At 67.0% G+C, this 14,551-nt stretch carries 13 protein-coding genes; 3 read left to right on the top strand and 10 right to left on the bottom strand.

What is annotated here, in order from left to right:
- Nucleotides 1-141 precede the first annotated feature (141 nt).
- A complete protein-coding gene (locus ACYVDN_RS11265) occupies nt 142-501 on the top strand; it encodes a hypothetical protein (protein WP_460571443.1) in 360 nt (119 codons plus the stop codon).
- A gap of 67 nt (nt 502-568) precedes the next feature.
- On the opposite strand, the gene ACYVDN_RS11270 is transcribed toward ACYVDN_RS11265, so the two are convergent.
- From ACYVDN_RS11270 to ACYVDN_RS11285, 4 genes are all read right to left on the bottom strand, one after another.
- On the bottom strand, nt 569-1,225 hold the full coding sequence (locus tag ACYVDN_RS11270; RefSeq protein WP_460571445.1) for a hypothetical protein: 657 nt from the start codon (nt 1,223-1,225) through the stop codon (nt 569-571).
- 138 nt (nt 1,226-1,363) lie between these two features.
- Entirely contained in the window at nt 1,364-1,906 is a 543-nt protein-coding gene (locus ACYVDN_RS11275; RefSeq protein ID WP_460571447.1) for an amino-acid N-acetyltransferase, read from the bottom strand.
- 67 nt (nt 1,907-1,973) lie between these two features.
- A complete protein-coding gene (locus ACYVDN_RS11280; protein WP_460571449.1) occupies nt 1,974-4,490 on the bottom strand; it encodes an ATP-dependent Clp protease ATP-binding subunit in 2,517 nt (838 codons plus the stop codon).
- A 160-nt stretch (nt 4,491-4,650) separates the two neighbouring features.
- The gene (locus ACYVDN_RS11285) at nt 4,651-5,085 is read right to left on the bottom strand and encodes a hypothetical protein (RefSeq protein WP_460571451.1); all 435 of its coding nucleotides are present in this window, start codon (nt 5,083-5,085) and stop codon (nt 4,651-4,653) included.
- A 167-nt stretch (nt 5,086-5,252) separates the two neighbouring features.
- Here ACYVDN_RS11285 and ACYVDN_RS11290 point away from each other — a divergent pair, with 167 nt between their 5' ends.
- A complete protein-coding gene (locus ACYVDN_RS11290) occupies nt 5,253-6,290 on the top strand; it encodes a pirin family protein (RefSeq protein WP_460571453.1) in 1,038 nt (345 codons plus the stop codon).
- A gap of 25 nt (nt 6,291-6,315) precedes the next feature.
- Here the strand turns inward: ACYVDN_RS11290 and ACYVDN_RS11295 are convergent, their stop codons facing one another.
- From ACYVDN_RS11295 to ACYVDN_RS11305, 3 genes are all read right to left on the bottom strand, one after another.
- Nucleotides 6,316-7,584, bottom strand: coding sequence for a hypothetical protein (locus ACYVDN_RS11295; protein WP_460571455.1), 1,269 nt, complete (start codon nt 7,582-7,584; stop codon nt 6,316-6,318).
- Nucleotides 7,585-7,696: 112 nt separating this feature from the next.
- A complete protein-coding gene (gene cls / locus ACYVDN_RS11300; protein ID WP_460571457.1) occupies nt 7,697-9,160 on the bottom strand; it encodes a cardiolipin synthase in 1,464 nt (487 codons plus the stop codon).
- Between the two features lie 135 nt (nt 9,161-9,295).
- A complete protein-coding gene (locus tag ACYVDN_RS11305) occupies nt 9,296-9,517 on the bottom strand; it encodes a hypothetical protein (protein ID WP_460572348.1) in 222 nt (73 codons plus the stop codon).
- Nucleotides 9,518-9,715: 198 nt separating this feature from the next.
- On the opposite strand from ACYVDN_RS11305, the gene ACYVDN_RS11310 reads away from it, so the two are divergent.
- Nucleotides 9,716-10,636, top strand: a complete 921-nt coding sequence (locus tag ACYVDN_RS11310; protein WP_460571459.1) for a cytochrome c oxidase assembly protein — start codon at nt 9,716-9,718, stop codon at nt 10,634-10,636.
- Nucleotides 10,637-10,838: 202 nt separating this feature from the next.
- Here ACYVDN_RS11310 and ACYVDN_RS11315 read toward each other — a convergent pair whose 3' ends face one another.
- The 3 genes from ACYVDN_RS11315 to panC all read right to left on the bottom strand — a co-directional run bounded on the left by ACYVDN_RS11315 (nt 10,839) and on the right by panC (nt 14,469).
- Nucleotides 10,839-11,669 (bottom strand): endonuclease domain-containing protein, encoded by an 831-nt coding sequence (locus ACYVDN_RS11315; RefSeq protein ID WP_460571461.1) that lies wholly within the window; start codon nt 11,667-11,669, stop codon nt 10,839-10,841.
- Nucleotides 11,670-11,896: 227 nt separating this feature from the next.
- The gene (gene lysS / locus ACYVDN_RS11320) at nt 11,897-13,459 is read right to left on the bottom strand and encodes a lysine--tRNA ligase (protein WP_460571463.1); all 1,563 of its coding nucleotides are present in this window, start codon (nt 13,457-13,459) and stop codon (nt 11,897-11,899) included.
- 158 nt (nt 13,460-13,617) lie between these two features.
- On the bottom strand, nt 13,618-14,469 hold the full coding sequence (panC, locus tag ACYVDN_RS11325) for a 4-phosphopantoate--beta-alanine ligase (RefSeq protein ID WP_460571465.1): 852 nt from the start codon (nt 14,467-14,469) through the stop codon (nt 13,618-13,620).
- Nucleotides 14,470-14,551: the final 82 nt, after the last annotated feature.

Genomic DNA, 14,551 nt, shown 5'->3' on the forward strand with positions numbered 1-14,551 from the left:
GAGCGATCATCGGCAGCATCCGGTTGTGAAACCGCCACGCGCTGGCGAGCAGTCGGTGCAGGGCTGCCGCCCTGGGACGGCCGCAGAACCTGGGACAAATCCAGGGGCGCCGATGTCGGCTGCCCTCCGTATTCTGCCTACGTGAGCCAGAACGCCGACGAGCAAGAGCTGATGAGCCTTCGGGCCAACTGCCGGCCCACCAGGTGGAGCTACCTCGGCGGCAGGAATCACCAGCCGGTCGCCGTGATCACCGAAGTGGGTTACGACGTCGCGACTGAGCGGGCCGATGAGTACGAGGTTCATACCACCGACGGCGAGCCGATCTGCAAGACCAAGACGATCGTGTCGGCCGCGCGAGTGGCTCGGGACTACGCAAGCGCGCTCGACTCATGGCAGGTCGCGCACGCCCACAAGGGCGACGGTGAGAGCGAGCGCCCCGAAGCTTGGGCGATGGTGCAGGCGTACCGCGTTGCGGTCGCCCAGCATCGCGCGAACCGCTGATTGAGCCATCCACCAAGCGCGGATCGAGCCGGCGCCGCTGGCACAGCCGGTTGCGGGTCGCTCGCCGTCAGTACAGCAGGAACTGCTTCGTCGTCGTCGAGGTGACGCCGTCCACCTGAACCTTGAGGTGGTACGAGGCTCCCCCTGCCGGAACCGGCGGGCGGTTCGTCGCCTTGCAGGTCGAGGGGTCAGAGCGGGTACGGTCCCACGCGATCGGCACCGACGTCAGCGTCTTGCCCGGCTCCAGCATCACGACCGTGCTCTTCGCTCCGGTCTGGCAGTCGGTCGACGTCCAGTACACCTCGTTGCCGCTCGTGATCGTGAACACCTGCTTGGCCGTCCCCACGTCGAAGGTGCATGGCTTCGATCCCGTGTTCGTGATCGAGAACGACATCTTCGGCTGAGTGGTCGCGTTGTAGCTGCTCGAGTCGGTGATCGCCTCGACATCCACGGCGGACGTGTCGCACGCCTTGCCGCTCGCTGTCGCGTGGGTCGTCGGAACCGTCGTGGGGTTCGTGGTCGGCCTCGGCGAGGTCGAGGTCGAGGCAGAAGTGACCGGAGTGTGCGTGGCGACCGGTGCGCTGGCATCCGACTTGCCTCGCGGAGCGAACACGATGAGGAGCACCACCACGATGATCGCGACGAGCGCCAGCCCCACCACGAGTCGTCGACGCCAATACACCCTCCCCGACTGGGGGCCGACCGGATGCTTCAGGCTCGACATGCAGACAGGTTAAGCGCGAGCAGTGCGGCACCTGTGGCAACTCGCCGGTCGCAAGGCGCAATCGCAGGCCGCGGTCGTGGTAACGCGGATGACCCTGAGCGTCACCGGCTCCGGCCTTCGGGCGGCCGGCGACCGGACCTAGAGAAGCTTGATCATGCGGGTGTTGCCGAGCGTGTTCGGCTTCACCCTCGCCAGGTCGAGGAACTCCGCGACGCCCTCGTCGCGGCTGCGCAGGAGCTCGTTGTAGACATCCGGATCGACGGTCTCGTGGCCCATGTCGACGAATCCGTGCTGCGAGAAGAATCGCACCTCGAACGTCAGGCAGAACAGCCGGCTCAGACCGAGCCCGACGGCGTCGTGCTCGAGGCGCTCCAGCATCGCGTGGCCGACACCGCGTCCTCGCCACTCGTCGGCCACCGCGAGCGTGCGAACCTCGCCCAGGTCTTCCCAGAGCACGTGAAGGGCGCCGCATCCGATCAGGTTTCCTGCGGCATCCACCGCGACCCGGAACTCCTGCACCGCTTCGTACAGCGCGACGCGCTCCTTGCCGAGCAGGATGCGGCTGTCCACCAGCGGTTGAACGAGCCGCTGGATGCCCGGCACGTCGCCCGTGTGCGCTCGTCGCACCCTGAACCCCTGCGTCTCGACGGTCGAGATGGGCTCGGTATGGAGGTCTGGCACGCGCTCCAGTCTAGGGATGCAGAAAGGGGCCGGCCCAAACGGGCCGACCCCTTTCTGGAGTGGATGTCTACAGTCCGGCGGCGAGGTCCGGCGTCACCGAGCCGGTGCCTACAGGGCCGGCTGCGAGCGCACCCACCGGGTCCTTGCGTGCTGCGGTCGTAAACACGAACTCGCCGTTCACGAAGTCGACGGTCACGTGGTCGCCGGCGTTGAGCTCGCCGTGCAGGATCTTCTCGCTGAGACGGTCCTCCACCTCGTGCTGCACCGCGCGGCGCAACGGCCGTGCGCCCAGCGAGGGATCGAAGCCCACCTCGATGAGCTTCTCCTTCGCGGGAGTGGTCAGTTCGATGGTCATGTCGCGGTCGAGCATCCTGTCGCTCAGGCGCTTGATGAAGAGATCGACGATCTGCAGCAGCTCGCTCTTGTCGAGCTGCGGGAAGACGATGATCTCGTCGACACGGTTGAGGAACTCGGGCTTGAAGTTCTTCTTCAGCTCCTCGTTCACCTTGCCGCGCATCCGGTCGTAATCGGTCTGCGTGTCGCCCTCGACCAGGAAGCCGACGGGGCCGCCGGAGATGTCCTTCGTGCCGAGGTTGGTCGTCATGATGATGACGGTGTTCTTGAAGTCGACGACGCGACCCTGGCCATCCGTCAGACGTCCCTCCTCCAGAATCTGGAGCAGCGAGTTGAAGATGTCGGGGTGTGCCTTCTCGATCTCGTCGAACAGCACCACGCTGAACGGCTTGCGGCGAACCTTCTCGGTGAGCTGTCCGCCCTCTTCGAAACCGACGAACCCGGGAGGGGCACCGAACAGGCGGGAGACGGTGTGCTTCTCGCCGTACTCCGACATGTCGAGCGAGATCATCGCCGACTCGTCGTCGAACAGGAACTCGGCGAGCGCCTTGGCCAGCTCGGTCTTTCCGACACCTGTCGGGCCGGCGAAGATGAACGAGCCGCTCGGGCGGTGCGGGTCCTTCAGGCCTGCGCGCTGACGGCGGATCGTGCGGGAGAGCGCCGAGATGGCCTCCTCCTGACCGATGACGCGCTGGTGCAGCGCCTTCTCCATGAAGACGAGCCGGCTGGACTCCTCCTCGGTGAGCTTGAAGACGGGGATGCCCGTCGCCTGGGCCAGCACCTCGGCGATGAGTCCCTCATCGACCTCGGCCGTGGTCTTGACGTCACCCGAGCGCCACTGCTTCTCGAGGCGAAGCCGCTCGCCGAGCAGGTTCTTCTCCTCGTCGCGCAGCGATGCCGCCTTCTCGAAGTCCTGCTCCTCGATCGCGGCTTCCTTGCGCTCGCGCACCTTGGCGATCTTGTCGTCGAACTCGCGCAACTCCGGCGGCGCCGACAGGATCGACAGGCGCAGGCGGGCGCCGGCCTCGTCGATCAGGTCGATCGCCTTGTCAGGAAGGAAGCGGTCGCTGATGTAGCGGTCGGAGAGGTTCGCGGCCGCGACGATCGCGCCATCCGTGATCGACACCTTGTGGTGCGCCTCGTAGCGGTCGCGCAGTCCCTTGAGGATGTTGATCGCGTGGGGCAGCGACGGCTCGGCAACCTGGATGGGCTGGAAGCGGCGCTCGAGTGCGGCATCCTTCTCGAAGTGCTTGCGGTACTCGTCGAGCGTGGTCGCACCGATGGTCTGCAGCTCACCGCGCGCCAGCAACGGCTTCAGGATGCTCGCCGCGTCGATCGCGCCCTCGGCGGCACCGGCACCCACCAGGGTGTGGATCTCGTCGATGAACGTGATGATGTCGCCACGCGTGCGGATCTCCTTGGTGACCTTCTTGAGGCGTTCCTCGAAGTCACCGCGGTAGCGGGAGCCGGCGATCAGCGAGCCGAGGTCGAGCGTGTAGAGCTGCTTGTCCTTCAGCGTCTCGGGCACGTCGCCGCGCACGATCGCCTGGGCAAGCCCCTCCACGACGGCGGTCTTGCCCACGCCGGGCTCACCGATGAGCACCGGATTGTTCTTGGAGCGGCGCGACAAGATCTGCATGACGCGCTCGATCTCTTTCTCGCGCCCGATCACGGGGTCGAGTTTGTTCTCGCGCGCGGCCTGCGTGAGGTTGCGGCCGAACTGATCGAGAATCTGGCTGCCGCCCTGGGCGCCCTGCTGCTCGTTCGCTCCCACCTGAACCTGCTCCTTGCCCTGGTAGCCGGAGAGCAATTGGATGACCTGCTGGCGCACCCGGTTGAGATCGGCGCCGAGCTTGACGAGCACCTGGGCCGCCACTCCCTCGCCCTCACGAATGAGGCCGAGCAGGATGTGCTCGGTGCCGATGTAGTTGTGGCCGAGCTGCAGCGCCTCGCGCAACGAGAGCTCGAGCACCTTCTTGGCACGGGGCGTGAACGGGATGTGCCCGGTGGGCTGCTGCTGGCCCTGCCCGATGATGTCCTGCACCTGCTCGCGCACGGCATCCAGCGAGATCCCCAGCGACTCAAGGGCCTTCGCCGCGACGCCCTCACCCTCATGGATCAGCCCGAGCAGGATGTGCTCGGTGCCGATGTAGTTGTGGTTGAGCATCTTGGCCTCTTCTTGGGCCAGGACGACGACACGACGGGCTCGATCGGTGAATCTCTCAAACATGTGGTCACTCCTCACAGAGCCGCTGGCGGAGTGCCGGCGGGATGCTCGCGTGACTCGCTCGCGTGCATCCGGATGCCCGCACGTCGGCTCCGATACTTCGAGAGTAATGAGCGGGAGCCTCGCCGATGCGGGTGTTCGCCGTCGGCGTTAAGGACGTGTCCTACTTCGACGACATCGCCTTCAGCACCCAGCTCTGGCCCTGGCCGCTGATCGAGACATCCGCCTTGCGGTCGATCGTGTTCGACGTGGCGAACACCGTGGTGTGCGGCACGTAGTCCATGGTGCACGGCTTGCTCGCGTCGGGGAGCGGGATGGTGAGCTCTACCTTGTTGTGGCCGGTGAGCTTGTAGCTGCTCGCGACCGGCGGGCACGTCGAGCTGCCGTACAGCGTGACGGTGAACTGGTCGCCGCCCTTGAGCCAGACCGAGAACGGTGCTCCGCCTGCGCTGCTCGGGGGCGCCTCGACACCCTTCGGCTCGCCCTTGTAGTTGGTGACGGCCTTGGTGGAGTTCTCTGCGCATCCGGCCAGTGCCGCGACGGTCAGAAGGGCGACGGCAGAGGCCATGACAACGTGAGCGAGGCGGCGGCGCGGCATGTGTCAATCGTAGGGGTGAGAGGCCCCTCGGACCACGGGGGAAACGGGCTGTCTGCCCAGTTCGTTAGGGCCCTGTGACCCAGTCCGCAGTGCCGGGTCACCGTGGCCATTCGGCTGCGACGCGGATGGACCGCGCGCGGCACGTCGGCGCGCCTAGGATGCCGCACATGAGCAACCTCGTGCGGCATCCCGCCGAACTCGTCGCACAGTGCGACGCACCGCGGGCGGCGGAGGGCTCTGCGGGGAGCGAGACCCTTGGCGGCGAGCGCACGCTGGACCGGTCGGATATCGGCGACGTCGTCCTGCTGGAGCCACGGGATGTCCCCCTCGGCGGCCCCCGTGCGATGCCCGTGCACCGCACGCTGCCGCAGCGCAAGAAGTCCACGATCGGCGGATGGTGCTTCCTCGACCATTACGGACCGGACGACGTGTCGATCACGGGCGGTATGCGCGTGCCCCCGCACCCGCACACCGGCCTGCAGACCGTGAGCTGGCTGTTCCAGGGGGAGATCGAGCACCGCGACAGCGTCGGCTCGCACGCTATGGTGCGACCCGGCGAGCTCAACCTGATGACAGCGGGCCACGGCATCAGCCACTCCGAGGACTCCACGCCCGAGACGACCGTGCTCCACGGTGCACAGCTGTGGCTCGCCCTGCCGGATTCCTGGCGCGATCAGGCACCCTTCTTCGAGCGCACGGTGCCGACGCCGACACGGATCGGGGATGTCGTCGCACGCGTCTTCATCGGCGAGCTAGCAGGAGCGACGGCAGAGGCGACGGTGTTCAGTCCCCTGCTCGGCGCTCAGCTCGATCTGGATGCCGGAGCGTCGGTGCTGCTCGACGTGCGGGCGGACTTCGAGCACGGCATCCTGCTCGACCTCGGCGACATCACGGTGGAGGGCGTCGAGGTGCCGCATCGCCATCTCGCCTACGTTCCGCCTGGACGAGGGCTGCTTCGGCTGTCGTCCGTCGGCGGCGCGCGGGTGCTGCTTCTGGGCGGCGAGCCGCTCGGCGAGCAGATCGTGATGTGGTGGAACTTCATCGGCCGCACGCACGAAGACGTCGAGGCCTCTCGGGAGCAGTGGCAGCACGAGGTGATCGACGGAGCGGATGCCGCAGGTCGCTTCGGCACGGTCGCGGACTACCCGGGGAAGCCGCTCCCGGCACCGGTGATGCCGACAGTGCGGCTCAAGCCGCGGGAGTGAGGCGCGCGGCCGTGGCCCGGGCCCCTCAGCTGTAGAGCGGCCGTCCGTCCGGCGATGCTGGGACTGGAGTCCCGTCGAGGTGGGTCGGCCAGGCGAGCGGGGCGCCGGCGACCGCAGCGAAGTCAGGCTTGCCGTCGTATCCGGCCGGCACTGGACGACCGTCACGCAGCTTGGGCCATGCCAGAGGCGGGTGCGACGCCTGCGCGGCCTCGGGAGTGGCGGCGGGCGCCTGCGGGGCTGCTGGCGCTGCCGGCGTCTGCGGTGCGGAAGCTGCGGGAACTACTGCGGGCTCCTGCGGTGCGGAAGCCTCGGGAGCTGACGCCGGGTCATACGGCGGAACCTGCCAGGCTGCCGGACCCTGCGCGGCGGGCGGCACCTGCGCAGCGGGCGGCACCGGCACGGGCGGCACCGCAGAACCCGGAGTCGCGACGAAGGCGGCTTGCGGCTGCGCTTGAGGGTACCCGGGCACGGGCGGGTACCCCGCCACCTGCGGATACCCCTGTGTCTGCGGATAACCGGGCGTCTGCGGATACCCCGTCGCCTGTTGCTGTGCCTGCGCCGGCGGGTAGCCGCCGTAAGGCGCCCCGTATGCCGGATACGGCACCGGAGCGGATCGACGGACCCCGCGGTTGCGGTTGATCAGGAGCCCCCAGAGCGGGATCAGCACGAGCGCGACCCCGCCGATCACGGCGAGCGCGGCGACGATGCGCCCGTAGATGTCGTAGTCCCAGAGACCGTTGAGAGGGTACGGCGCCGGGATCGTCACCATGACGGCCAGAACGCCGAACGTGCACCACGCGATGTAGGCGAGCACCCTGGTGACGGTCGAACACCACGTGCGGAAGAGCAACCGCACCAGGTCTGCCAGGGCGACCATCCCCCTGATGAAGATCAGACACAGGATGCCGTGCCAGATCGCGATCGGCAGATCGAAGACGCCACTGTTCGGGTCGGTCCAGATGATCAGGATCCAGAGCAGCAACACGTAGGCGTCGGTCGCGAGCGACGCGAACTCGAACCACTCGGGCCGGTGGGCACCGATGACCGTGTCGAGCCAGACCAGCAGCGCGAAGAGGATGAGTGCGACATCCGTGCCGATCACCCTGCTGAGCGTGCCTCCGCTCGCGCCGAAGAGGATGAAGACGACGGAGATGAGGGCACACACTCCGACGACGATGAGCACGATACGCGCTCCCCACACCCCGAGCACGCTGGTGCGCCTGCCCGTTGCGCCCTGAATCCCACCTTGGCCGTTGCCGTGGGGGTCGTGGATCTGAGTGCCGTCGAACGCCATGGCGGTCTCCTTGTCGTCGAGCCGCCAGAGTATCGAAGTATCGGGTGCTGGTCGATGATGCGACGCGAGACCTGTGGGGCGACATCCAATTGAGCGCCTTGGGGAGGAGTAGTCACTGCAGCGCGGAGGTGAGGCGCGCGAGGTTGTCCAACACGGTAGAGCGCAACGGCTGCTTGAGCCAGTCTTCGAGCTTCAACTGCGTGCTGGCCTCGCGATAGCCCTCCTCGACGCGCCGCATCTCGGCGACGAACGAGTGGCCGCGCACCATCAGCGAGATCTCCGCGTTGAGCTGGAACGACCGCATGTCCATGTTGCTCGAGCCGATCACCGCGACCTCGTCGTCGATGGTGAAGTGCTTGGCGTGCAGGATGTACGGCGCCTTGTACATCCAAATCGTGACTCCCGCCCGCAGGAGCTGCTCGTAGTACGACCTCTGCGCGTGGTAGACGAGTCCCTGGTCGCCGATCTCCGAGACGAACAGCTCGACGTGGATGCCGCGCTGCACCGCCGTGGTCAGAGCGGTGAGCATGGCGTCGTCGGGCACGAAGTACGGGGACGTGATGATGATGCGGTCTGTCGCGTAGTAAAGCAGGGCGAGGAACAGCTTGAGGTTGTTCTCGCCCGCGAACCCCGGACCGCTCGGCACGAGCTGGCAGTCGATCTCGTCGTCGGATCGCACCGGCTCGGCGACATCCCGCTCTCTGTCGAGAAGTTCGCCCGTCTCGAGGTACCAGTCGGTGATGAAGATCGCGTTGAGCCCGGCGACGATCGGCCCCTCGAGCCGGGCGACGAGCTCCTTCCACTTCAGGCCACGCCTGAGATTCGACTTCTTGTTGTAGCTGCGGTCGATGACGTTCTGCGAGCCCATGAAGCCGACGTGACCGTCCACAACGAGGAGCTTGCGGTGGTTGCGAAGGTCGGGTCGCTGGTACTTGCCCTTCAGCGGCTGAATCGGCAGCATGAGCCGCCACTGCGCCCCGATTCGGGTGAGACGCCTGATCGTGCGCCGGTAGTCGCGGGTGCGCAGCGAGGCGACGTGGTCGAGCAGCACCCGCACGATCACGCCCCGCTTGACCGCCGCCTCGAGCGCGTCGAAGAAGGGCCCCGTCGTCTGATCCCAGCTCAGGATGTAGAACTCGACGTGCACATAACGCTCCGCGCTGTTCACGGCGTCGGTCATGGCATCCAACGAGCCCTGGTAGTCGCCGATGAGCGATGACCGGTTGCCTCCGACGAGCGGCATCGAGCCGGAATTGCGGTTGAGCGTCACCACCGACCGCAGCCACGGCGGCCAGGGCGCATCTCGCCTCACGAGCTCGATGCCGTCAGTCGACTCCAGGATGAACTCGTTGACCTGCTGCTGCCTCAGCCGCCGCTCCTTGGGGAGCTTGAACGTGCCGATCAGCAGAAAGAAGACCCACCCGATGAACGGGATGAAGTAGATGGCGAGCAGCCACGCCGTCGCCGAGGTGGGACGTCGATTGCGCGGGATGATGATGATCGCGACGATGCGGAGTGCGAAGTCGATGACGAGAAGCACGACGATGATGATCCACGTCACCGTGCCACTGTCCATGCCGCTCCCCTCGTGCACCGCGCCCTGAGGCTAGCACTCAGCTGGGCGTTGGAGTAGGAACCACCGAACGGTGCCGCGAACAGCCCTGTCAGTGGTGCATGGAGCTATGGCCGGCGCGAGATGGGATGCCCGTGCCTACGGCTTGCTCGGCAGGCCGCGGCGCGCACGCTCCTCGGCCTCGATCTCGGCGTAGGCCTTTCGCTCGCTTCGGTCGGCGCGCACGATCGCGCGCATCACGACCCAGAACACCAGGCCGACCAGAATGGTCGGCGCGAGCGCCCAGACGATGCCTTCCCAAACGCCGTTCATGATGTCATCAAGGATACGCGCCGCTCCTGTGACCTTGCGCCGCCCCATCCGCACATGATGCCGGCTCGTACGCCGCCCCCGGGCACCGCTCATACCCAGCACCGGGCACCGCTGACATCCAGCACCGGGCCCCGCTGACATCCAGCTCCGGGCACCGCTCATATCCAGCACCGGGCACCGCTGACATCCCACACGGGTGCGGGCTCGAATCCCACCCGGATCGCGTGCAAAGGAACGCGACGGATAATGGCCTTACCGCCCTGCAACCGGGAGCCCGCCACGCCTGACGTACTGACCTTCCTCACCACGTACTCGTTCAACGCGTATGCCTTCGTCGCGATCGTCATCGCGGCCTCGTGCTACGGACTGGGCATCTACCTCGCACGACGCAACGGCGTGAGGTGGCCCGCGTGGCCGACCATCGCGTTCTACGTTCTCGGGCTCGGCTTCTACGCGTGGGTCGAGTTCGGCTTCCTCGGCACCTGGAGCGTCGAACTGCGCTGGGCTTTCACGACCAGGATCGCGTTCCTGCTGTTCATCGTGCCCGCATTGGTCTCGCTCGGAAAGCCGGTGAGCCTGGCGCGCGCCGCGCTGTCCGGTCTGCCTGCCAAGGTGCTCGAACGCATCCTGAACTCCTGGCCGGTGCGTCTCATGGGAAACGCGATGTTCGCCCCGATCGTCGCGCTCATCGGATTCAGCCTCTTCCTCACGCCGTTCGCCGCCGCGCTGCGACTCGATCCCGGCTGGGAAGCGGCGATCTCCGTCGGCGTGCCGCTCGTCGGAACCTTGATGGTGCTGCCCATCACGGACAGCGGCCTGGTGCGCACGAGCCTGTTCATCACGGCGGAGTTCATGCTCGCATTCGTCGAGCTCGTGCTGGACGCCATCCCGGGCATCCTGCTGCGCCTCAACGAGACGGTTCTCGACCACGCCTCCCGGGTCACCGGGGCCCTGCCGCCCTGGTTCCCCAATGCGCTGCACGATCAGCACCTCTCGGGCGACTTTCTGTGGTTCATCGCCGAGATCGCGGATATCCCCGTGCTGATCATTCTCTTCGTCCGCTGGATGCACAGCGATCGGCGCGAGGCCAAGAAGATGGACGACCTCACCGACGAAGAGATGGATGCCCTCACGCAGGAGCACCTCCGTCGCTACCAGCAGCACTAGTCCCTCCTTCCTCAGCCCAGTCAGCGCCACCCCCAGCACGGCGGCCCGCAGCCCACCTGCCACTGGCCACCGGCAACCGGCAACCGACGCGTCCCGAAAACAGCAGGGGTCGCGCTCTCGCGCTGAGAACAGCAGGATGTCTGCGGTTTCAGGTGACATCTGCTGTTTCGACGACACCACGATCCCAAGCGGCGACACCGATTCAGGCCCGACTGGCGAGCAGCGTCCGGACGACATCGGTGCACCCATCGATGTCGTTCATCACCTGGTCGTAGCTGAAGCGGTGCGACCCCATACCTCGACGCACGAGTTCGGCCTCGCGGAGCCGATCGCGCGCACGCTGCTCGCGGGTGGAGTGCCACTGATCGCCGTCCACCTCGATCACCAGCCAGCCGTTGATGACGAAGTCCACCCGTCCCACCCCGTCGATGAACACTTGCACCTCGACGGACCAGCCCTGCATCAGCGCAGCGACACGGAACAGCGACTCGATCCCGGACTCAGCGCGGGCATCCAGCATCGATCGAAGTCGAGCAAGTCGGCGCGGCAGTCGCGCAAAGAGGTCGTCCAGCCGCGTGGCAGGGATGACGCGAGAGTGCATCGCACTTTCGGCTGAGGCCACGAAGTGCTGCCATTCCACACGGAGCGCGAGCTGGACGAGGGCGCTCACGGGATCAGCACGCCAGCGGATGCCGTTCGGCCACGTGTAGTCATGCGGATAGATCCGATACTCACCGTCTGCAAGGCGAGGAAGCCTGCTGATTCCGGGTTTGACGGCTACGCAGAGCCCCGTGTCGTACGAGACCCAGACGCCCAGCGAGCGCAGCGCGCTCTCTCCGCCGAGGATTCCGCCCAGCGCGACGGCACGTACCGCGTTCGGGTCGGCATCGGGCGCCGCTATCCACGACCGCCGCAGCACACTGCCGACCGACTCCCCATATGCGCGCATCAATCTGTCGCTGCATCCGAGCCGACGGAGCTGGCTTCGGGTGGCAAGGCCACCGAACTGCGCGAGTGCGCGTGCGACATCCATGCCGCAAAGATGCCAGCTGCCCGCTCGGCATCACCGGGCTGCCGACCGATCGGTGGATTACGCCAACAGACCCATTGCTGGGTACGGAAGGTCAGCCCTCGGAAAAACAGCAGATGTCGCTCGGAACAGCAGACATCCTGCTGTTCCGAGCGCGACAGCGCGATCACTGCTGTTTTCGCGACGCGTCGAGGGGGGCGGCCCGGTGGGGCGGGGTGCCCGGTGCGGCGCTACTTCACCAGGGGGAAGAGGATCGTCTCGCGGATGCCCAGGCCGGTGAGGGCCATCAGCAGGCGGTCGATGCCCATGCCCATGCCGCCGGTGGGGGGCATGCCGAACTCGAGGGCGCGAAGGAATTCCTCGTCGAGGCGCATGGCCTCGTCATCCCCCTGCGCCGCCAGCCTGGCCTGCTCGACGAAGCGTTCCCGCTGAACGACGGGGTCGACGAGCTCGGAGTATCCGGTGGCGAGTTCGAACCCGCGGATGTACAGATCCCACTTCTCCACCACACCGGCCTTCGAGCGGTGCGCGCGCACCAGCGGTGACGTGTCCAGCGGAAAGTCCCGCACGAAGGTCGGCCTCTCCAGGCCGCCCTTCACGAAGTGCTCCCACAGCTCCTCGACGTACTTGCCTTCGATCGGGTGCTTCACGTCGATCTCGAGCAGCTCGGCCAGAGCGGCGAGCTCGTTCAGCGGGGTCTCCGGCGTGATGTCGGTGCCGCCCGTCCACGGGACGCGACCGGATGCCACGGCTTCGGTCAGCGCATCCGTGAGGCTCTCGTACATGGAGATGGAGTCCCACTCGCCGCCGAGGTCGTACTCGGTGCCGTCTGCCCAGGTGACCACGTGGCCACCCCAAGTCGCCCAGGCGGCATCCTGGATGAGCGTCTGCGTCAGCTCCGCCATCGTGTTGTAGTCGCCGTAGGCCTCGTACGCCTCGAGCATCGCGAACTCGGGCGAGTGCGTCGAGTCGGCGCCTTCGTTGCGGAAGTTGCGGTTGATCTCGAACACCCGGTCGATGCCACCCACAACAGCACGCTTGAGGAACAGCTCGGGCGCGATGCGCAGGAACAGCTCGGTGTCGAAGGCGTTCGAGTGCGTGACGAACGGCCGTGCGGATGCCCCACCGTGCATCGTCTGCAGCATCGGCGTCTCCACCTCGACGTAGCCGCGCGAATCGAACGTGGCGCGCAGTGAGGCGACGGCCTTCGCACGGTTCAGCACGTTGACGCGCGCCTGGTCGCGCGTGATGAGGTCGAGGTACCTGTTGCGCACCCGCAGTTCTTCGGAGAGCTCGTTGTGCAGGTTGGGCAGCGGAAGGATCGCCTTCGATGCGATCGCCCACTCGTCGGCCATGACCGAGAGCTCTCCACGCCTGGACGAGATGACCTCGCCGTGCACGAAGACGTGGTCGCCGAGGTCGACGAGTTCCTTCCAGCGCGCGAGCGACTCCTCGCCGACCGACGCCAGCGAGACCATCGCCTGGATGCGCGAACCGTCACCGGCCTGCAGCGCGGCGAAGCACAGCTTGCCGGTGTTCCGCAGGTGCACGACACGTCCGGCGACCCCGACGAAGACCCCCGTGGTCTCGTCGGCCGCGAGCGAGTCGTAGCGCTGGCGTAGCTCTGCGATCGTGTCGGTGACCGGGAGGCTTACGGGATACGCGCCACCCGCGACATCCGACTCGGCGATCAGCCGCTCGCGCTTGGCGAGCCGCACGGCCTTTTGCTCGCCGATCTCCTCGGCGCTCAGCTCGGTCGTACCGGGCGTCTCGGGCGTCACGTCGCTCGCCATGGTTCCTCTTCGTTGTGCAGTCGGACGGTGTGTGGCCGGGTTTCGAGACGCGCGCCTTCGGCGTGCTCCTCAACCCACGAGTGTCGCGCGCCTTCGGCGTGCTCCTCAACCCACGGTAGTCGCGCCTTCGGCGTGCTCCTCACCCACGGTGGGATCGCCTACCCGATGATGACGTTCGCGTTGTCGATGAGTCGCGTCTCGCCCACTCGTGCCGCGATCAGCGCGATGGCGGGTCCGCGAAAGGAGTCTTCGACGGAACGGAAGGTCTGCGGGTCGACGATGGCCAGGTAGTCAAGCCTAACGGTCGCCGAGGCGGCAATGCGCGCCAGCCCGGCGTCGAGTGCAGTCGCCGCGCCGAGGTGTCCGGCCGCAGCGACGTCCTGTAGCGCTGCCGAGAGCACGACAGCGGCCTGTCGTCCGTCGGCGTCGAGATAGTGGTTGCGGCTGGAAAGGGCGAGGCCGTCTTCCTCGCGCACGGTGGGAACGGCCTCGATCGACACCGAGAGGTTCAGGTCAGTGACCAGCTGCCGCACGAGGAACACCTGCTGGGCATCCTTCTGCCCGAAAAGCGCGACGTCGGGCTGCGCGATGTTCAGCAGTTTCGCGACCACGGTGAGCATGCCGTCGAAGTGTCCGGGCCTCGACTCCCCCTCGAACAACCCGGCCACCTCTCCGCCGGTGACCCGTGTCTGCGTCGGACCGCTCGGATACATCTCGCTCACCGCGGGCGCGAACACGGTGTCGGCGAGCGTGCTCAGCGCGGCGAGGTCGGCGTCGAACGTGCGGGGGTAGCGCTCGAAGTCCTCGCTCGGCCCGAACTGCAGCGGGTTCACGAAGACCGAGACGACCACCACGTCGGCGAGCTCGCGCGCACGGCGTACGAGCGACAGGTGCCCTGCGTGAAGCGCGCCCATCGTCGGCACGAGCGCGATGCGGGCGCCATCGGCACGGGCATCCCGAACCATCTCGCGCAGGCTCGCGATCGTGTGCACCACGCGGGGCGGGGTCATGTGTCCTCCTGGTCGGGGTCGTCGCGGTCGTTGCCGTCAGGGTTGGCGCCGTCGCGGTCGTTGAGGTCAGAGCCGTCGGGTC

The organism is Humibacter soli (assembly GCF_054779035.1).